The sequence below is a fragment of the Rhodococcus zopfii NBRC 100606 = JCM 9919 genome (genome assembly GCF_001895025.1).
GTDB classification, from domain to species: Bacteria; Actinomycetota; Actinomycetes; order Mycobacteriales; family Mycobacteriaceae; genus Rhodococcus; species Rhodococcus zopfii.
Window position 1 is genome coordinate 130,225 of sequence record NZ_BCXI01000016.1, and the last position, 18,045, is coordinate 148,269.

Annotated in this window: 17 protein-coding genes, 2 pseudogenes and 1 riboswitch; of the genes and pseudogenes, 11 read left to right on the forward strand and 8 right to left on the reverse strand. The window is 67.8% G+C overall.

Going from position 1 to position 18,045, the window contains the following annotated elements:
- The first annotated feature begins 78 nt into the window (after positions 1 to 78).
- The gene (locus tag RZ1_RS12450; protein WP_072812267.1) at positions 79 to 576 is read left to right on the forward strand and encodes a GNAT family N-acetyltransferase; all 498 of its coding nucleotides are present in this window, start codon (positions 79 to 81) and stop codon (positions 574 to 576) included.
- On the opposite strand, the pseudogene RZ1_RS12455 reads toward RZ1_RS12450, so the two are convergent.
- A pseudogene (locus RZ1_RS12455) lies at positions 577 to 1,033 on the reverse strand (transposase); the annotation flags it as partial.
- Positions 975 to 1,142: a hypothetical protein gene (locus RZ1_RS29985; protein ID WP_372481624.1), complete on the reverse strand. Its 168-nt coding sequence runs from the start codon at positions 1,140 to 1,142 to the stop codon at positions 975 to 977. The pseudogene RZ1_RS12455 and the gene RZ1_RS29985, both read right to left, overlap by 59 nt.
- Before the next feature lie 211 nt (positions 1,143 to 1,353).
- Positions 1,354 to 1,505, forward strand: a riboswitch (cobalamin riboswitch).
- Positions 1,506 to 1,622: 117 nt separating this feature from the next.
- On the opposite strand from RZ1_RS29985, the gene RZ1_RS12460 reads away from it, so the two are divergent.
- From RZ1_RS12460 to RZ1_RS12475, 4 genes are all read left to right on the forward strand, one after another.
- A complete protein-coding gene (locus RZ1_RS12460) occupies positions 1,623 to 2,636 on the forward strand; it encodes an ABC transporter substrate-binding protein (RefSeq protein ID WP_072812268.1) in 1,014 nt (337 codons plus the stop codon).
- Positions 2,637 to 2,731: 95 nt separating this feature from the next.
- Entirely contained in the window at positions 2,732 to 3,748 is a 1,017-nt protein-coding gene (locus RZ1_RS12465; RefSeq protein WP_139281820.1) for a FecCD family ABC transporter permease, read from the forward strand.
- Positions 3,745 to 4,524, forward strand: coding sequence for an ABC transporter ATP-binding protein (locus RZ1_RS12470; protein WP_072812359.1), 780 nt, complete (start codon positions 3,745 to 3,747; stop codon positions 4,522 to 4,524). The genes RZ1_RS12465 and RZ1_RS12470 overlap by 4 nt, the downstream gene beginning before the upstream one ends.
- Positions 4,517 to 5,308: a (2Fe-2S)-binding protein gene (locus RZ1_RS12475; RefSeq protein ID WP_072812271.1), complete on the forward strand. Its 792-nt coding sequence runs from the start codon at positions 4,517 to 4,519 to the stop codon at positions 5,306 to 5,308. Before RZ1_RS12470 ends, RZ1_RS12475 begins: the two co-directional genes overlap by 8 nt.
- Positions 5,309 to 5,440: 132 nt before the next feature.
- On the opposite strand, the pseudogene RZ1_RS12480 reads toward RZ1_RS12475, so the two are convergent.
- Positions 5,441 to 6,040, reverse strand: a pseudogene (locus RZ1_RS12480) (IS110 family transposase); the annotation flags it as partial.
- 378 nt (positions 6,041 to 6,418) lie between these two features.
- On the opposite strand from RZ1_RS12480, the gene RZ1_RS12485 reads away from it, so the two are divergent.
- On the forward strand, positions 6,419 to 7,777 hold the full coding sequence (locus tag RZ1_RS12485) for a C40 family peptidase (RefSeq protein WP_072812273.1): 1,359 nt from the start codon (positions 6,419 to 6,421) through the stop codon (positions 7,775 to 7,777).
- Between the two features lie 63 nt (positions 7,778 to 7,840).
- Here the strand turns inward: RZ1_RS12485 and greA are convergent, their stop codons facing one another.
- Positions 7,841 to 8,335, reverse strand: coding sequence for a transcription elongation factor GreA (gene greA / locus RZ1_RS12490; protein ID WP_072812274.1), 495 nt, complete (start codon positions 8,333 to 8,335; stop codon positions 7,841 to 7,843).
- A 222-nt stretch (positions 8,336 to 8,557) separates the two neighbouring features.
- On the reverse strand, positions 8,558 to 8,992 hold the full coding sequence (locus tag RZ1_RS12495; RefSeq protein ID WP_072812361.1) for a DUF4307 domain-containing protein: 435 nt from the start codon (positions 8,990 to 8,992) through the stop codon (positions 8,558 to 8,560).
- Positions 8,993 to 9,144: 152 nt separating this feature from the next.
- On the opposite strand from RZ1_RS12495, the gene mca reads away from it, so the two are divergent.
- From mca to RZ1_RS12510, 3 genes are read left to right on the forward strand one after another with little or no spacing between them, the layout of a single operon-like run.
- Entirely contained in the window at positions 9,145 to 10,023 is an 879-nt protein-coding gene (gene mca / locus RZ1_RS12500; RefSeq protein WP_174565197.1) for a mycothiol conjugate amidase Mca, read from the forward strand.
- The gene (locus RZ1_RS12505) at positions 10,020 to 10,328 is read left to right on the forward strand and encodes a hypothetical protein (RefSeq protein WP_174565198.1); all 309 of its coding nucleotides are present in this window, start codon (positions 10,020 to 10,022) and stop codon (positions 10,326 to 10,328) included. Before mca ends, RZ1_RS12505 begins: the two co-directional genes overlap by 4 nt.
- A gap of 49 nt (positions 10,329 to 10,377) precedes the next feature.
- Positions 10,378 to 12,375, forward strand: a complete 1,998-nt coding sequence (locus RZ1_RS12510) for a thioredoxin domain-containing protein (RefSeq protein WP_072812276.1) — start codon at positions 10,378 to 10,380, stop codon at positions 12,373 to 12,375.
- A 4-nt stretch (positions 12,376 to 12,379) separates the two neighbouring features.
- Here RZ1_RS12510 and RZ1_RS12515 read toward each other — a convergent pair whose 3' ends face one another.
- Positions 12,380 to 13,042 (reverse strand): TetR/AcrR family transcriptional regulator, encoded by a 663-nt coding sequence (locus tag RZ1_RS12515; protein ID WP_072812278.1) that lies wholly within the window; start codon positions 13,040 to 13,042, stop codon positions 12,380 to 12,382.
- 195 nt (positions 13,043 to 13,237) lie between these two features.
- On the opposite strand from RZ1_RS12515, the gene RZ1_RS12520 reads away from it, so the two are divergent.
- Complete coding sequence (locus RZ1_RS12520) at positions 13,238 to 15,322, forward strand: ABC transporter permease (RefSeq protein ID WP_072812280.1); 2,085 nt, start codon at positions 13,238 to 13,240, stop codon at positions 15,320 to 15,322.
- 98 nt (positions 15,323 to 15,420) lie between these two features.
- Here RZ1_RS12520 and trhA read toward each other — a convergent pair whose 3' ends face one another.
- Positions 15,421 to 16,089, reverse strand: coding sequence for a PAQR family membrane homeostasis protein TrhA (trhA, locus tag RZ1_RS12525; protein WP_072812281.1), 669 nt, complete (start codon positions 16,087 to 16,089; stop codon positions 15,421 to 15,423).
- Between the two features lie 164 nt (positions 16,090 to 16,253).
- Between trhA and RZ1_RS12530 the strand changes: the two genes are divergently transcribed.
- Entirely contained in the window at positions 16,254 to 17,021 is a 768-nt protein-coding gene (locus tag RZ1_RS12530; RefSeq protein ID WP_072812282.1) for an isoprenyl transferase, read from the forward strand.
- Between the two features lie 66 nt (positions 17,022 to 17,087).
- On the opposite strand, the gene coaA is transcribed toward RZ1_RS12530, so the two are convergent.
- The gene (coaA, locus tag RZ1_RS12535; RefSeq protein WP_072812284.1) at positions 17,088 to 18,020 is read right to left on the reverse strand and encodes a type I pantothenate kinase; all 933 of its coding nucleotides are present in this window, start codon (positions 18,018 to 18,020) and stop codon (positions 17,088 to 17,090) included.
- Positions 18,021 to 18,045 lie beyond the last annotated feature (25 nt).

Consider the following 18,045-nt stretch of genomic DNA (forward strand, 5'->3'; position numbering starts at 1 on the left):
GAAGTCGCTGTGTTGATGTCAACCGCTCGGGATGTCACTGGAGTGCGGTCCGGTAGGGGGCTGGAATAGTCGACATGCATGGAATCCGTTGTGACACTGTCGGGTGGGGACGCGGGTGAGCTGCTGACGTTGCAGCGGGCTGCGTATGTGACTGAGGCGCAGGCCCACGACGACGTGAACCTTCCTCCGTTGACGCAGTCCCTCGACGAGTTGGTGAGTGAGCTGACGCGGCCCGACGTGCTCGCGTTCGGGTTGCGCGATGACGCCCGGCGTCTCGTCGCCGCCGTGCGCGTGTATCTCTCTCCGACGGAGCCTCACACCGCCGAGGTGGGAAGGCTGGTCGTGGCCCCGGACATGCAGGGCCGGGGCCGGGGCAGTCGACTGCTCGAACTGGTGGAAGAGCGACTACCTGAGCGGATCACTGGTCTGCAGTTGTTCACGGGTGAGCGCAGCCTCGGCAACCTGCGGCTCTACTCTCGGTTCGGGTATCAGGAAACGCACCGAACTCCGACTCCGGGCGGCTATGCGCTGGTCCATCTGGCGAAGCGAGTGCGTTGGCGCGCCTGCCGGTCGTGATCATGCCGCTTCTGCGGTTGGTCGCCGGTAGAAGGTCTTGTTCTCGAGCATGGCGTGGAGGACGTCGCAGCGGCGTCGGGCGAGGAAGGTCAGGGCGGCGTTGTGTTTCTTGCCTTCGGCGCGTTTGCGGTCGTAGTAGGCGCGGCTGGTCGGGTCGTGCAGGGCGGCGAAGGCAGATAGGAACAGGGCGCGTTCGAGTTTCCGGTTGCCCGAGCGTGCCGGGTGCTCGCCGTGGATCGAGGGGCCGGAGCGGTGGGTGACCGGGGCGATAGCGGCGTGGGCGGTCAGGTGGCCTGCCGAGGCGACGCCCGAGCCGTCGCCGATCTCGATGAGGATGCGTGCTGCGGTCCTGACGCCGATGCCTGGCGTCGAGGTCGGGACCCGGGAAAGGAGGGTGCTCATCGAGCATCCTCTCGACGTCGGTGGAAGTGCTTCTGTGTTGCTGCAGAACCTCTTTCGATCAGGGTCTGCAGGCCTGTGCGGATCAGTTCGGCGAACACGCTGGCGCTGTCGGCGCCGGTGAGTGCGTCGAGTTGGGCGAGCAGTGCAGAATGGCCGTGGGTCATCGCGTGGATGCTTTCTGTGAGTCACTTTGGTCGGTAGCTCATTGATCACTACGCGATGGCCCACTCTCTTCGGGGAGCGACACGCCGCGGACCTGGCCCGATGCCCTCAGCCGATTCCCACCACTCCCCGGGACTTACCCCGACTATGTAAGAGCGCTCCGGACCAGCAAGGTCGGGTGCGTGCGTTGCCGGCACCGGGATGGCACCGGTTGTGTCCTCTCGAGTCGACGGTGTGCATAATGACGCGAACGTTGCTGACACCCAACGCAGGGGAAGTCCGGTCGAAATCCGGCGCTGACCCGCAACGGTAGACCGCCGATCTCGGTGGTGAGCCCGAATACCTGCCTGGGGGTCCGCGACTCCGATACATCGCCGTGGTCTGCGAGACGGAGTCCAGCAGGGCAGTTCGGGCACCCGATTTCGGTGTCTGCTGTCGTGGTGGGCTCAGCTCCGGGTCACCTGAGCAGAGCGCGAGGTCCTATGCTCGTCCCCACCCGTTCGACCCGTCGCCGCATCAGCGTGCTCACCTCCGTCGCAACCGCAGTACTGCTGGTGGCCGGGTGTTCCCGCGGTACCACCCCAGCGGAGGTCGAGGCCGCCGAATCGTTCACCGAGCCGGTGACCATCACCAACTGCGATCGCACCGCCACCTTCGACGCTCCACCGCAGCGCATCGTCTCGATGAACGACCACGTCACCGAGACGCTGATTCAGATGGGGGTGGGCGAGCGCATCGTCGGCATGGGCTACGGCGAAAAACCAGATCCCCTGCCCGAGACCGCGGAGCAGTTCCGCGCCATCCCGTCGCTCGCGAAGGAATATCCGACCTCCGAGCAGGTTCTCGATCTCGAGCCCGATCTGGTCGTCGGGGGCATGCGCAGCGCGTTCGACGACAAGAACGGTTTCGGCCGTGACAGCCTCGAAGCCGCCGGTATCGCCACCTTCCTGTTCTCCGAGTACTGCGGGCAGGGTTTCCCCGACATCGGTCTGCTCGAGAACGACTTCGCCCAGCTCGGCGCCATTCTCGGCGTCGAGGAGTCGGCAACCGAGCTCACCGAGCGGATCGTCTCGGGCCTCGATTCGGTCGGTGCCCGCCTCGGCGCCGCCGGTGTGCAGCCGATCCGAACGTTCTTCTACGACTCGGGAGAAGCCGAACCCCTCTCCGTCGGCGGGGTCGGCATCGGCAACCTCATCGGGGAATACGCGGGCGTGGACAACATCACCGCCGAAGGCCCCAAACCTTACTTCGCAACCAGCTGGGAAGTGGTCGGCGAACGCCAACCCGAAGCGATCGTCGTCCTCGACTACGGGTCCACCAGTGCCGCCGACAAGATCGCTTTCCTCAAGAACCACTCTGTCATGGTGACGACCCCGGCGGTGCGCAACGATCGTTTCGTCGTCGTCCCGCTGGACGACTTCTTCGAAAGCTCCCGCATGGTCACCTCCGCCGACACCATCGCCCGAGCACTGCATCCGGAAGCATTCGTCGAGTGAGCACGATCGCCGAGAAACCCTCTCCCGCATCGCCACTCATAGACAGTGCCACGAGAGGAGGCGATCGCCGCCGACCCTTGGGGGTGATACTGACGATGCTCACGGCAGCTCTCGTTCTCGCGGTTGCCGCGGCGGTGTCGCTGGGCACGATCACCATCCCCCTCGGTGACGTGTGGGCCATCGTGGCCTACCGGATCTCTCCCTTTCCACTCGACGCGTTGTGGGGTGATCGGTGGTGGACCGCGACCCGCGAGGCGATCGTGTTCGAATCCCGACTGCCCCGCGCCTTGACTGCCGCGGTCGTGGGCGCCGCACTCGCCGTTGCCGGTGCCGTCGCGCAGGCAGTGACCCGCAATCCTCTCGCCGACCCGTATCTTCTCGGGGTGTCCTCGGGCGCCGGGTTCGGTGTCGCCACCGTGACGGTCCTCGGGTTCGGCGCCGGCGTCCTCGGGATCTTCACCTTGCCGTTCGCCGCGTTCCTCGGCGCCCTGCTCCCTCTCGCCGCGACGATCGTGGTGAGCCTGCGCGCACAGTCTGTGACCGCGATCGTCCTCGTCGGGGTCGCGTTGTCGATGGTGTTCTCGTCGTTGGTGACCTTCGTGCTGCTGGTCCTCGGTGACGTGCATCAACTCGGCACCGTGATGCAATGGCTCGCCGGTGGTTTCGGTGACGCGAACTGGACGTCGCTGATCGCGCCCGCCCTGGTCCTGTTTGTGGTCGGAACCGCGGTCGTGCTGTGCAGCCGGCAACTGAACCTGCTGCTCACCGGGGACGACGGGGCCACCGCACTCGGGATGAACGTTCCACGGTTCCGGATCCTGATCCTGCTGGCCGTCTCGCTGCTGGCGGCCGTAGCTGTTGCAGTGTCGGGCACGATCGGATTCGTCGGCCTGCTCGTGCCGCATCTGGCCGCCTATCTCGTCGGCCGCAATGCCGCACGTCTGGTCCCGACCGCCGCTCTTCTGGGGGCGGTCGCTCTCGTACTCGCCGATATTCTGGCCCGGTCGTTGAGCGACACCACCGAACTGCCGATCGGGGTGATCACCGGGCTTGTGGGAGGACCGATCTTCATTGCCATGTTGTGGCGGCGCTACCGGCAGGGCAGTCGATGACCCGGCTGCACGCCTGCGGGGTGCAGGCCCGACTCGGGGACCGCACCGTCCTTCGCGGGGCTGATCTCGAGGTCGCCCCTGGCGAAGTGCTCGCCCTGGTCGGCCCGAACGGCAGTGGCAAAACCACGCTGCTGCGAACCTGTTACCGCGCGCTGGCGGTGACCGGCGGCGCGATCCTGCTCGACGGCGAGAACATCCACACGCTGCGCCGCCGTCAGGTTGCCCGCACGATCGGAGTGAGCACACAGGAGCCCGCCGCCTTCGGCGGTGCGACTGTCCGGGAATCGGTTCGGCTGGGCCGGTCCGCCCGGCGTGGCTTGCTCGAACCCTTCCGCAAGGAGGACGACGACGCGGTAACCCGGGTACTCGACCAGGTCTCCCTCACCTCGCATGCCGACCGCGACGTCACCGCACTGTCCGGCGGTGAACGCCAGCGCGTCTCGATTGCCCGTGCGCTCGCGCAGGAACCGCAGATTCTGCTGCTCGACGAACCGACCAATCATCTCGACCTGCGTCACCAACTCGGCGTGCTCGAACTTCTGCGCACCCTCGCCGCTCGCGGTCTCGCTGTGCTCGTCACCTTGCACGACCTGCGTCTCGCGGCCGAGTACTGTGACCGGATCGCCGTCCTCGACGCCGGACAGGTAGTCGACGTCGGTACACCCGAGCACGTTCTGACGCCCGAACTGCTCGCCACCGTCTTCGGTGTGCGCGGACGTATACGGACCGTCGAAGACCGGCGGGTCCTCGATCTGCACGGACTCGTCGATGACTGACATCATCGACGACCCCGACGCGCAGGCACTGGGTGACGCGTACCGTCGGGTCGGAGCTGTTCTCGGCGACTTCGCCCATACCATCGATCTGATCGGTGAGACGTTCTCCGGGGAGCGTATGACCGATCACGACTGGCTCGCCGAACGTATCGTCGACACCGGTGCCCGTTGGGGGTGTGACGACCCGCGGGTGAACGGCACGCTGTGGTGGTATTCGGCGAGTTCGACTTTGGTGGCCGCGCCTGTGGCCCTGCTGTTCACCGAGGGCCTCGTCCCGGATCCGCAGCTACCGCACGTCGAGTGCACCCTGCGAGACAACGGGTATCTCGGTGCCGTTCGGGCCCGGCGGATCCTGCCCGACACTGCTGCCTGTGCCGAGGCTCTGAGCGCCTCGTACGGGTTGGTGATCGACGCTCTCGCCGCGGTTTCCGGCGCGGCGCCTCGGGCTTTGTGGGCGATCGCCACCGACTCCGTCGCCAACCGCGCGCTTGCCGTGGGCCATACCGTGGGCAGAGTCGACGAAGCATGCACGCTCGCCACCGCACTCTCGGCGCCGCCGATGCTCACGCCGCGATTCGTCGACATCGACGGCGCTTTCGGCACAAGGAGATTCGTCAGACGCGGATCGTGCTGCCTGATCTACCTCACCGGCAGTGACAAATGCACGAGCTGCCCCCGACGCAACCCGGCTGATCGCCACCTGCGGCTTCTTCGGCACATCGAGGATGCGGGACTCTCCGGTTCGTCCAATGCGGCGTGGAGAAGGCGATCCCCGTGGCGATAGAAACGCCGCCCGCCAAGTTGCCCAGGAAATTACTGTGGCACAACACCTCCCAGGTCGTCCCCGCGGCATGCCCCCCCGCGAGACACGACGCGACCTGCACCGATTGTGGCGGGAAGGCCACGTCCGCGAAGTGGTGATCCGACGCTTGCCGGCGTGCCGGATCCCGGCCGGCCACCGAAACGGGGCAGGATTGTCCAGGACAGCCGGATGCGCTACTCGGGGACCGAGTGCCCGTTCGAGCGTGGGGTGGATCCCGGTGGGCAGGCCGCGGATGCGGTTGCTGATCCGGGTGGCCTCGCCGGCAAGGTCGTCGTCGAATCCGACGAGCCCCCCGAGTTCGGTGAGGGTCTCGTCGCCGACGTCGACCCGGCGCAACGTGTGCGGCATGGTGCGGGCGGTATCCGCGATGATGAGTGCATCGCGGGCATCGGTTTTCGCCTGGCCGGGATATAGGTCGGTGACCCGCCGCATCGACAGCCCCGGCAGGTAGGCGACGTCGTGACCGCAGGCGTGGGCGACGGTGACCGGCAGCGCGTCGATGGTGTTCGGTTGATCGGCGACCATCAGGATCGGTTCGTGCGCGGCCAGATCCGCGAACACGGCCCGCGGTGGTGCCGCGTCGTTCGGCAACGCCTTGTCGAACACGCGGCCTGCGGCGGCGTCCCACCCGACCGCGTGATGATCGCCCTTGCCCACGTCGATGCCGCAGAACACGGCGTAACTCGTGTCCATGAAACGGTCTTTCGTCCGGTCCAACCCGGTCGCCGATCCAGTATCGATACCCGGCACCCACGTTACGAACAGACCTACCTCGAACCCGGCGGCCCGGTCCCTGTCAGCGGTCCATCGAGGCCACCAAGCTCGGCGGAACCACCCCCGGATCATTCGAGGGACAGGGGAAGAACGCCATACCGAAACTGGCGGCCGTGGCCCCGCGGTGCGGGACTACGAAAAAGGTAACGGGGGGGTGACGCCGCAATCGCAGGACATGAGTCGACTTATTGGAACACGTTCCTACATATATGTGATATGAACGTGAGGAAACGGCACCGGTGATCGACATCACAACGTACGGTGAAGGCGTTCCGGATATGGATGGGGAGTTCGCGTATGTCAGTTGACGCGTCGGCCGTGATCGTTGCGGTGGCTACGGCCGCAAGCGCACTGGTGCAGGGGGCCGCTGTTCCGACGGAAATCAAGGATCAGGTCGCGCACGTCCTGGAATCGTTCGAGGCATCCGCGCCCGGCGTCGAGCAGCAGGTGGCGGGCATGATCGCGGCCCTGCCCGAATCGGTGCAGCCGGCCGCACAGCAGGCGGTGGTGGATGCCACGAACTCGGTGGCAACCGCGATCGAACCGCACTTGCCGCCCGAGGCGGCAGCGGCCCTCGTGGCGCCGCCGGAAGGCGAGGGGCCACCGCCCGGGCTGGCTCCGGCCGCTCCGGCGCCGCGACCCAACCCCTTTGCGGTGACACCACCGCCCGCGGTGGCGACCGGACCGGTCGGGCAGGCCCCGGCAGGGATCGCCATCGGTGGTATCACGCTGCCGTCGATTCCGGCGATCCTGCCCGGCACCAGCCTGGCCCCGATCGGGGCGGTCGCGGTCTTCGCGCCGTGGCTCAAGAAGGCCGGGTCGCTGTGTGACGGGATCACCGCACCGGTGCTCGCCGCGCTGTACTCGGCCGAGAACGGATTCCGATACGGGCCCGCCGCACCCGTGTCGTCGACCGGCGCGAAGGGCCCGGGCCAGTTCATGCCCGGCACGTGGGACGCGTACGGCAAGGACGCCGACGGCGACGGCATCGCCGACGTCCTCGGCATCGCCGATCCGGTGATGGCGTCCGGTGCGCTGCTCTGCGACAACTACAAGCTCATCGACGACTGGAAGAAGCGCGGCCTGGTACAGGGCGACACGCTGGATCTGACGCTGGCCGCGTACAACGCCGGTGTGGGCGCGGTGCGTCGCTCGGGCGGCATGCCGTCGGGCTCGCCCGACTACGAGAACCAGACCAAACCGTACGTGGCGAAGATCCGGGCCACCGAGGCAGCGTTCTCGCGGCTGTTGTCGCCGTTCCTGGGCCTGGGTCTGCCCGGTGTCACGAAAACCGGCAACAAGGTCGTCGACCTCGCGTTCCGATTCCTGGGCCTGCCTTACGTGTGGGGTGGCGGCAACATCAACGGCCCGTCCGCCGGCGGCTTCGACTGCTCCGGACTCACCTCGTACGCGGTGTACGCGGCGACGGGCATCGCACTGCCGCGCACGTCGGAGACCCAGTGGCACATCGGCACGGAGGTTCCGATGGATCAAGCCCGGCCCGGCGACCTGCTGTTCGGTAACTGGCAGGCCGGGGGGCCGGGACACGTCGCCATCTACATCGGCGGCGGACAGATGGTGCACGCCCCCACCACCGGCGACGTCGTCCGGGTCGGCGCGGTGTTCCCCGACATGAAGGCCCGACGGATCTTCTGAGACGCGAGACGAGGAAGGCCCCGACCATCCGGTCGGGGCCTTCCTCGTAGTCGATGTCGTCGATCAGGCGTGGTACGGCTCTGCGCTGACGAGTGTCACCTTCATGGTGCCGCCGTTGGGCAGGACGTACTCGCGGGTTTCGCCGACCTTCGCCTCGAGCAGCGCACCGCCGAGCGGGGAGTTGGGCGAGTAGATCTCGATCTCGTTGCTCCGCGCACCCTCTTCGCGGGTCGCGATCAGGAACGTTTCCTTGTCGCTTTCGTCGCCGTCGTAGTACACCGTGACGACCGATCCGGGCAGCGCGACACCGGACCGAGTGGGCGCAACGCCGACCTTCGCGGCACTGAGCAGCTCCTGGAGCTGGCGAATCCGGGCCTCCTGCTGACCCTGCTCCTCACGGGCGGCGTGGTATCCGCCGTTCTCCTTGAGGTCTCCCTCTTCGCGGCGCTCGTTGATCTCGGCCGCGATAACCGGACGATTCGCGATGAGCTGGTCGAGTTCTGCCTTGAGTCGGTCGTACGACTCCTGTGTCAGCCAGGTGCCCTGGGTCTCGGTCATCCTCGATCACTTCCTTCGGGTTGGAGCCCCCGGCTCCGTCGACAGGCCGCGCACATGCAGCGACCACGACAGCATGGACTCCAGATCGTTACCCCCACTGGGTGTGGTGAACGGAGCCGTACTGCCTACTATGCAGCAATACACGGCCCCAAAGGGTGGAACCGTGTATCCGACTATTCTAGCACCAAAGCGGATCCGGGCGCGGAAAGCCGCTGCGTACCGTCAGCGTGCGTGCAGATATTCGGGGACGACGAAGCTGCAGCCGTAGAGGTCGCCCGTGCCGGGACGCTGCGAGGTCTTCACCGTCGAATTGAGGACGACGGTCCCGGCATCGGACGGCGGGATCAGCACCTCGCGCCGGCCCGTCTCCTGCCCGTCCTTCGAGCGCGCCCGGATCACACACACCGCCTCCCGCGACGGATCCTGGCGGGTCACCGTGAACTGCAGATCGACGGTCGAATCGTCGATGACCTCGAAGGTGATGATCTCCGACTCGATCTCCGGCGGACCGAACTGCAGGTACAGCACGAACGCCAGGATCGCGCCGACAGCGACGCTGAGCGCGGCGAGCAGCCACCGACGGACGCGGCGGGACGAACCGCCGGTCGTCGGGTAGCGGTCGGTCGGATACCTGTCGTTCACGGTGGTGTCGCTCATCACTTTTGCTTTCGTGCCCGCTGCACAGGGCCGGGGCCACGGCTGACGGAGGAGTTGTCAGGTGGAACTATAGGGGAAGGACCGATGCGCCCCGCCTGCGGTGCCGGGCGCGCGGTCGGACGAAGCACACGACGGTGAGGTGGAGGAAACACGTGAGCGGACTACGGCTCATGGCCGTGCATGCCCATCCCGATGACGAGTCGAGCAAGGGTGCCGCCACAACGGCCCGCTATGCGGCCGAGGGGAACGAGGTCCTGATCGTCACCCTGACCGGTGGCGAACGCGGCGACATCCTCAACCCGGCCATGGACGTCCCCGGAATCCGGGACCGCATGGTCGAGGTGCGCCGTGAGGAGATGGCCGAGGCGGCCCGGATCCTCGGTGTGCAGCAACGCTGGCTCGGATTCGTCGACTCCGGGCTCCCCGAGGGCGACCCCAAGCCGCCACTGCCGGAAGGCTGCTTCGCGCTCGTCCCGCTCGAAGAACCCACCCGCAAGCTCGTCCAGGTCATCCGCGAGTTCCGCCCGCACGTGATGACCACCTACGACGAGAACGGCGGCTACCCGCACCCGGACCACATCCGCTGCCACGAGGTGTCGATGGCCGCCTACGACGCGGCCGCCGATCCCGATTACTTCCCGGAAGACGGCGAGCCGTGGAAGGTCCGCAAGCTGTACTACTCGCACGGCTTCATCCGACGGCGCATCGAACTGTTCCGCGACGAGTACCAGCGACGCGGTGAACGCTTCCCGATGGACGAGTGGCTCAGCCGGTGGCGGACCGAACAGGGTGACCTCATGGCCCGGGTGACCACCCAGATCACCTGCGGCGACTACTTTCCGCAACGTGACGATGCGCTCCGCGCGCACGCGACGCAGATCGACCCCAACGGGTCGTTCTTCGCGATTCCCCTGGACATTCAGCAGAAGGTGTGGCCGACCGAAGAATTCGAGTTGGCCAAGACCCGCGTGCACACGGTGATCCCCGAGTCGGATCTGTTCGCGGGCATCGAGGACGGACGAGTGCGATGACGATTGGCATGCTGGCGGCGGATGTTCTGGCGCAGGAACCCGCGGGCCCCGAGTTCGGTAAGGCGTCCCCGGTCGGGTTGGCGCTGATCGTCGTCCTGCTCGTCGCGACGGTGCTGCTCATCCGGAACATGAACAAGCAGATCGGCAAGCTGCCGGAGACGTTCGAGCCCGAGCATCCCGAGGCCGATCAGGCCGCCGACGAGGGTACCGACCGGGGCGCAACGCCCACACCGGGCACCGAGACCGATGCGTCCGAGGCCGAAAGTTCCGAGAGTTCCGAGCACAGGGGATCCGAGACCAAATAGGTCTCACAGTCACGACCCGGCACCGCACGGGCATGGCAGGCTCGGAACCATGGCCACCAACCGCCTCCGCCACAGCACCTCGCCCTACCTGCGGCAGCATGCCGACAACCCGGTGCACTGGCACGAGTGGAACGACGCGGCCCTCACCGAGGCGCGGGACCGGGACGTGCCGATCCTGCTGTCCGTCGGCTACGCGGCGTGCCACTGGTGTCACGTGATGGCGCACGAGTCGTTCGAGGACGACGCGACTGCGGCCGTCATGAACGAGAATTTCGTGTGCATCAAGGTCGATCGGGAGGAACGCCCCGACCTGGACGCGGTGTACATGAACGCCACCGTGGCCGCCACCGGCCAGGGCGGCTGGCCGATGACGTGCTTCCTCACCGCCGACGGCGCCCCCTTCTACTGCGGCACCTACTACCCGAAGGTCGCGCGCGGGGGCATGCCGTCGTTCACGGACCTGCTGAACGCCATCACCGAGACGTGGCGGACCCGCCGTGACGACGTGGCCCGAGCCGCCGGGGCGGTCGTCGAGGAGCTGCAGCGCAGCAGCGGCGGGCTGCCGCCGGGCACCCGATCCGTCGACGCCCCGCTGCTCGACCTCGCCGCCGCCGCGGTCGCTGCCGACGAGGATCGTGCCCACGGCGGGTTCGGTGGTGCGCCGAAGTTCCCGCCGTCCGCGCTCCTCGAAGGGTTGCTGCGCAGCCACGAACGCAGCGGATCGGCGGACACGCTCGCGGTCGTCGAACGCACCGCCGACGCGATGGCGCGCGGCGGCATCCACGACCGGCTCGCGGGTGGTTTCGCCCGGTACAGCGTCGACGCGGCGTGGGTGGTGCCGCACTTCGAGAAGATGCTCTACGACAACGCACTGCTGCTGCGGGTGTACGCGCACCTCGCGCGCATCACCGGGCGGGGTGCGTCCAGGCGCGTCGCCGAGGACACCGCCGGGTTCCTGCTGCGGGACCTGGGTACCGCCGAGGGCTGCTTCGCCTCCGCGCTGGACGCCGACACCGCAGGCGTCGAAGGCCTGACCTATGTGTGGACGCCGGCGCAACTGAACGAGGTCCTCGGCCCGGACGACGGCGCGTGGGCGGCGCGGCTCTACGAGGTCACCGACGCCGGCACGTTCGAGGACGGCGCGTCGGTGCTGCAACTGCGGTCCGACCCCGACCACGCGGAACGCGCCGAGCGGGTCCGCGCCCGGCTGTACGAAGCCCGGCGATCCCGGCCGCAACCGGGGCGGGACGGCAAGGCCGTCACGGTCTGGAACGCGTTCGCCGTCACCGCGCTCGCCGAGGCCGGCGCCGCGTTCGGGCGTATGGACTGGATCGAGGCCGCCGCGACCTGCGCCCGCCGCCTGCTGGACACACACATCGTCGACGGCCGGCTGCGACGCGCGTCGCTCGGCGGAGTCGTCGGCGTCCCCGTGGGCGTGCTCGAGGACCACGGTGCGCTGGTCACCGCGCTGCTCGCGCTGTACCAGGCGACCGGCGACGCGACGTGGATCGATCCGGCCCGCGCCCTGGCCGACATCGCGCTCGATCGGTTCGCCGATCCGCAGCGTCCGGGAAGCTGGTTCGACACGGCCGACGACGCGGAGACACTCGTCGCCCGGCCCCGCGACCCGATCGACGGTGCCACCCCGTCCGGTGCTGCGCTCATCACCGAGGCGCTGCTGACGCTGTCCGCGGTCGTCGAGGACGGCGGTCGCTACCGGGACGCCGCCGACGCAGCGCTCGCCACGGCCGCGGTGCTGCTCGAACGCGCCCCCCGCTCCGCCGGGCACTGGCTCGCGGTCGCCGAGGCCGCGGTGCGCGGGCCGATCCAGGTGGCGGTCGTGGGCGGGGGAGAGCTGCTCGAGGTCGCGCGGCGCGAAGCTCCGGGCGGGTCGCTCGTGGTGGGCGGTGAACCGGGATCGTCGCCCCTGTTCGCGGATCGGCCCCTCGTCGACGGGGCGCCGGCCGCCTACGTGTGCCGGGGGTTCGTGTGTGATCGGCCGGTGACGTCGGCGGCCGATCTGCTCGAGGCGCTGGCCGTGTCCTGATCGGTCATGCCCACACGGAGGCACCGCGGGCGCTGAGGAAGTCACCTTCGCTGGTCACCGGTGCCTCGAGCATGCCGGCGCACGCATCGATGAGAAAGTTGGCGAATCCGGTCCAGTCCGGCTCCAGATCCTCTCGTGCGAGGCGTGCCTCGTAGTCGGCGCAGGCGTCGATGACCAGCCGTCCCAGCAGCCACGAACGCCCGGTGTACACCGAGTCCGGAAGGTCGGATACGTGCGCCCGGACCCGCTGGATGAGGTCGTCGACGACGGGGTCCGAGATGGCGTTGGCGGCGACGGTCGCGACCATCGACGGCACCGTCCTCAACTGCTGGATGAATCGCGCCCTCCAGCTCGGGACGGACATCGATGCGAGCTGGTCGGTGAACGGAACGACCAAGCAGCTCAACAGGTCCCGTAGGCCGGGTTCGGGTCCCAGCATCCCGACCAGCTCTCGACGCCGGGCTCCGGCGTCCTCGGTGTACCGCAGCAGTGTGGCGCGCACGAGGTCTTCCCGGCTGCCGAAGTGGTAGCTGACGGCGGAGTGGTTCGAGTTGCCCGCATGCTCGGCGATGCGCCGGTTCGACACTGCATCGACCCCGAAGGTGACGAACAGTTCTTCTGCGGAATCGAGCAGTGCTTGTCGTACTTGGTCGCCGTAAGTGCCCACGGTTGGTCCCGTCTTTCTCTCACTCGGGTCACCAGTGTGCCCCGACGCCGGGTGGGACGAACGTCACCACCACTCGGCTTGATCACTTTAAGACACTCGGCGTAATTTTTTAAGTCACATAGCGTATTTTCCCGCGTCGGCACCGGCATGGGAAGCGATCGGTCAGCGCCCCCAGGGCTATTGAGGAGTTTCGAAGTGACAGACACCATTGCGCCCGAGAAAAACAGCCCACCAGGCGGGGAACCCACCGAGGCCGAGCTCGCCCGCGCGCGCAAAGAGCACATCGGCCGCTACGTGGCGATGATCCTGCTGCCGTTCGTGATGGTCTCGATGATGATCACCGGGTACCTGGCCGCGATGCACTCGCCGGCCCCGAACAACATGCCGATCGCCGTCGCCGGTTCGATGCAGCAGGCGGGCGAGTTCGCCCGCGCAATCGAGGACGCCGATCCCGACGCGGTGGATGTCCGGGTCGTCGCGACAGATGCCGAAGCGCGCGACCTGGTGCTTGCCCGCGAGGTGGCGGGTGCGGTCTCGCTCTCCGATGGCAACGCGGCCACGGTGTACACCGCAGGCGCTGCCGGAGCCTCGCAGTCGTCGATGGTCAGCGGCATGCTCGCCCCGCAGGTGCTCGGGCAGGGACTCGCTCTCACGGTCGATGATCTGGCTCCGCTCCCGGAGAACGACACCGCCGGGTTGGCGGCGATGTTCATGGCCACCGCGCTGATGCTCGCGGGCTACATGCCGTTGAGCATCATGCTGTCCAACTCCCCGGAACTGCTGCGGGTGCGTCGCGTAGTCCCGCTGCTGGCAGGCTGGTCCGCCCTGATCGCGGCACTCGTGTGGTTCGTCGCAGGTCCGATTCTCGGTGCGATCGAGGGCAACACCGCGACCGTGCTGGGAATCTGCTGGCTCTCGGTCTTCGCGGTCGGTTCGGTGCAGTTGTTCCTCACCCGGATCCTGGGACCGATGGCGGTCCTGGTGGGCATGCTCTTCCTGATGGTGCTCGGCGTGCCGGCGTCCAACATGGGCATGTCGGTGCACGCCCTGCCGTCGCTCTACGCGACCCTGCACGGCTTCCTGCCGACGGCGGCCGCGGGCGAGTCGCTGCGGTCGGTGCTGTACTTCGGCGGCGACGGCCTCGGCGGTCACCTCCTGGTCCTCGTCGTCGGAGCCGTGCTCGCCCTCGCTGCGACCGTGGGCGTCGACGCACTCAAGCGTCGTCGCAACCCCGACGCCGGCGATCCCGAGGTGACGCTGCCGTCGCTGACCGCGGGGCCGCGTCCCACGAGCGACCGGGTCCGGTACGTCACGCTGGCGTTCTTCCCGCTGGGCATGGTCGTGATGATGCTGTCGGTCATGCTCGGCGCGATGTACCAGCCGACCCCGCGGGACATGCCGGTCACGGTCGTCGCCGCGACGACCGAACAGGCCGAGCAGGTGGTCGCCGGGCTCGAGCAGAACATGAGCGGCTTGTTCGAGCTGCGCGCGTCGGACTCGATCGACGACGCTCGTGCCGACGTCCAGGACCGCACGGTCGTTGCCGCGTACGTCCTGCCGTCCGCGACGTCGCCGACCGCGACCCTGATCACCAACGAGGCGGCAGGCATGAGCCAGCAGCAGGTGGTGACGACGATCTTCGGTCAGGTCGCCGCCGGTTCGCAGATGCCGTTCACCACCGAGAACCTCGCCCCGCTGCCGGGCTCGGACTCCATGGGTACCGTCACGCTCTACGTCGCGATGGGCTGGATCATGTCCGGCTTCATGCTGGTCGTCGTGGCAGGCAGCGCCCAGCCCGCGGCCATGCGCCTGCGTCGCCTGCTGCCGATCGCCGCAGGCTGGGCGGTGTTCATGTCGGCCGTGATCTGGGTGATCGCCGATCCGATCGTCGGTGCCGTCGACGGTCACTTCCTGCCGCTGTTCGGCACGGGGATCGTCGCGATCTTCGCGACCTCGATGTTCACCGCGGTGCCGGCGCGGCTGTTCGGGCTCCTCGCGGTGCTCCCCGCTGTGGGCATCCTGATGTTCCTCGGTGTCCCGGCGTCGAACGGCGCCATGTCGATGTACATGACGCCGGAGATCTTCAAGTTCCTGCACGGAGTGCTGCCGATGCCGGCGGCGGTGGAGTCGGTCCGATCGATCCTGTACTTCGGCGGAGACGCGGTCGGCGGGCATCTGCTCACCCTCGCGATCTGGGGAGCGGTGTCGCTGTTGTGCGTCGTCGCGATCGATGCGGTACGGGCACGGAAGGAGCCCGCGAAGCAGGAGATCGACGCCTGAGCGGACCCGCTCGATCCGAACGTCACCCCGGCCGGCGCATCTCGCCGGCCGGGGTGACGTTCGTAGAGCCCACGGCCTCCCGTGGCCGGTCGAGTGATTCAGGAGAACACGACGAGCCACACGGCGATCGCGTGGCACAGCGCGGCGAGGACGGTCGCGGCATGGAAGAACTCGTGGTGACCGAATGTGTGGGGCCACGGGTCCGGCCATTTTGTCGCGTACAGCACCGCGCCGACGCTGTAGAGGATGCCGCCGATCAGCAGGAGCAGCATCGGGACGAGCCCGGCCTCGTCGACCACCGTGCCCGCGACGGGGACGATGGCCCAGCCGAGGAGCAGATACAGGGGTACCCCGACCCAGCGAGGCGCGGTCGGCCACAACATCTTCAGCGCGACACCGGCCAGGGCGCCCGACCACACGACGATCAGCAGGGTGCGGCCCGTGGCCGGCGGGAGCGCGAGGGTGGCGAACGGCGTGTAGCTGCCCGCGATGAACAGGAAGATCATCGAATGGTCGGCGCGCTTCATCCACATGCGCGCCCGGGGATCGCGCCAGTGCACCCGGTGATAGAGCGCGCTGACCCCGAACACCCCGCACACCGTGAGGCTGTAGATCGCGGTGACGGTGCCCGCGGGCGGTTCGGCGATCGTCGTAGCCAGGGTGACCAGCACGATGCCGGCGATCACCGAGACCGCGAACGCCCACAGATGGATCCACCCCCGCATGCGCGGCTTGACCGGCAGTTCGTCGATCCCGAACACCGCCATGAGCCCGGACTCCCTTCGTACCGTTCGGTAACCTACGCAACCGTAGGTTTACGGTTCGATCGCCACGTTACCCTTGTGTCGCCCGGGGCACGTGGGGGTGTGACCACCGTCGCGGCCGGGGAGTGGAAGGGCGCGCGTAATGTGGCCCTCGTGGTGATTTCGGGGTGAATGTGCGCGGGGTGTTGTACGAGCTGTACGAACGGCGTCTGCTGCGCCAACTCGACGGTGCACAGCACCCTCGGCACGTCGCCGTCATGTGCGACGGCAACCGGCGCTGGGCTCGGGAGAACGGTTTCACCGACGTCAGTCACGGCCACCGCGCCGGTGCCCGCAAGATCGCCGAACTGCTGCACTGGTGCGACGCGGCCGGCATCGAGACCGCGACTATCTACCTGCTGTCCACCGAGAACCTGCGCCGCGAACCCGAGGAACTCGACGTCCTGCTCGAGATCATCACCGACGTCGTCGAGGAGATCTCCGGGCCGGAGCAGAACTGGAGCGTCAAGATCGTCGGGACGCTGGAGTTGCTGCCCGACGATCAGGCGCGCCGGCTCAGTGAAGCCGCCTGTCGCACCGCCGGGCGCACCGGTACCCATGTCAACGTCGCCGTCGGCTACGGCGGGCGGCAGGAGATCGTCGACGCGGTGCAGTCGCTGCTGCGGGAGCGGCAGGCGGCCGGACTGTCCGGCGAGGACCTGGTCGAGGCCGTCACCGTCGACGCCGTCGACGGGCACCTCTACACCTCGGGTCAACCCGACCCCGATCTCGTCATCCGAACCTCCGGGGAGCAGCGGCTGTCCGGGTTCCTGCTGTGGCAGAGCGCGTACTCGGAGATCTGGTTCACCGAGGCGTACTGGCCGGAGTTCCGCCGCGTCGACTTCCTGCGCGCCCTACGGGATTTCGCCGCCCGGCACCGTCGCTTCGGGATGTAGCCGCACCCGTGCCCGTGCGCGTTTTCGGTAGCAGCCGCTACCGAAAACGCGCACAAGGGCCGGGGGTCAGAGCTTGCGGAGACGCAACCGGTTGATCGTGTGATCGGTGTCCTTGCGCAGCACCAGGGTGGCGCGCGGACGGGTCGGCAGGATGTTCTCGACCAGGTTCGGCAGGTTGATGGAGTGCCAGATCTCCTCGGCCGCGTTCACTGCATCGCGATCGGACAGGCTCGCATAGTGGTGGAAGTGCGCGTCCGGATTCGCGAACGACGTGTTACGCAGCGCGAGAAACCGGTCCACATACCACTTCTCGATGTCCTCGATGCGGGCGTCGACGTAGATCGAGAAGTCGAACAGGTCCGAGACCATCAGGCGGGGACCGGTCTGAAGGACGTTGAGGCCCTCGATGATGAGGATGTCCGGCTGCCGAACCACGTGGTACTGGCCGGGGATCACGTCGTACGAGATGTGCGAGTACACCGGTGCCGCGACCTCCGCGGCCCCCGACTTGACCTCGGTCACGAAACGCAGCAGCTTCCGCCGGTCGTAGCTCTCAGGAAAACCCTTGCGGTGCATGATATTCCGGCGGATCAGCTCCTTGGTCGGATACAGGAAACCGTCGGTGGTCACCAGGTCGACGCGCGGATGATGATCCCACCGCGCCAGCAGTGCCTGCAGCACACGGGCGGTCGTGGACTTGCCGACGGCGACCGATCCGGCGACACCGATCACGAACGGCACCTGATGGTCCGGGTGCTTCTCCCCGAGGAACGTCGCGGTCGCGGCGAACAATCGCTGCCGGGCCGCGACCTGGAGGTGGATCAACCGCGACAGCGGCAGGTACACCTCGGCGACCTCCGCGAGATCGATCTGCTCGCCGAGGCCGCGCAGGCCGATCAGTTCGTCTTCCGTGAGCACCAGTGGCGTCGCCTTGCGCAGCGTCCGCCACTGCTTGCGGTCGAACTCGACGTACGGGCTCGGCTCGCTCAGACGTGCCATCGGCACGACCCTTCCGCGGCGAGCG

Bases quoted from the DNA above. Each gene is read 5' to 3' on its own strand.
- RZ1_RS12510 (WP_072812276.1), top strand. From the start codon at position 10,378: ATGGCCACCAACCGCCTCCGCCACAGCACCTCGCCCTACCTGCGGCAG.
- RZ1_RS12470 (WP_072812359.1), top strand. From the start codon at position 3,745: ATGACCCGGCTGCACGCCTGCGGGGTGCAGGCCCGACTCGGGGACCGC.
- trhA (WP_072812281.1), bottom strand. From the start codon at position 16,089: ATGGCGGTGTTCGGGATCGACGAACTGCCGGTCAAGCCGCGCATGCGG.
- coaA (WP_072812284.1), bottom strand. From the start codon at position 18,020: ATGGCACGTCTGAGCGAGCCGAGCCCGTACGTCGAGTTCGACCGCAAG.
- greA (WP_072812274.1), bottom strand. From the start codon at position 8,335: ATGACCGAGACCCAGGGCACCTGGCTGACACAGGAGTCGTACGACCGA.
- RZ1_RS29985 (WP_372481624.1), bottom strand. From the start codon at position 1,142: ATGACCCACGGCCATTCTGCACTGCTCGCCCAACTCGACGCACTCACC.
- RZ1_RS12460 (WP_072812268.1), top strand. From the start codon at position 1,623: ATGCTCGTCCCCACCCGTTCGACCCGTCGCCGCATCAGCGTGCTCACC.
- RZ1_RS12505 (WP_174565198.1), top strand. From the start codon at position 10,020: ATGACGATTGGCATGCTGGCGGCGGATGTTCTGGCGCAGGAACCCGCG.
- RZ1_RS12465 (WP_139281820.1), top strand. From the start codon at position 2,732: ATGCTCACGGCAGCTCTCGTTCTCGCGGTTGCCGCGGCGGTGTCGCTG.
- RZ1_RS12450 (WP_072812267.1), top strand. From the start codon at position 79: ATGGAATCCGTTGTGACACTGTCGGGTGGGGACGCGGGTGAGCTGCTG.
- RZ1_RS12495 (WP_072812361.1), bottom strand. From the start codon at position 8,992: ATGAGCGACACCACCGTGAACGACAGGTATCCGACCGACCGCTACCCG.
- RZ1_RS12485 (WP_072812273.1), top strand. From the start codon at position 6,419: ATGTCAGTTGACGCGTCGGCCGTGATCGTTGCGGTGGCTACGGCCGCA.
- RZ1_RS12475 (WP_072812271.1), top strand. From the start codon at position 4,517: ATGACTGACATCATCGACGACCCCGACGCGCAGGCACTGGGTGACGCG.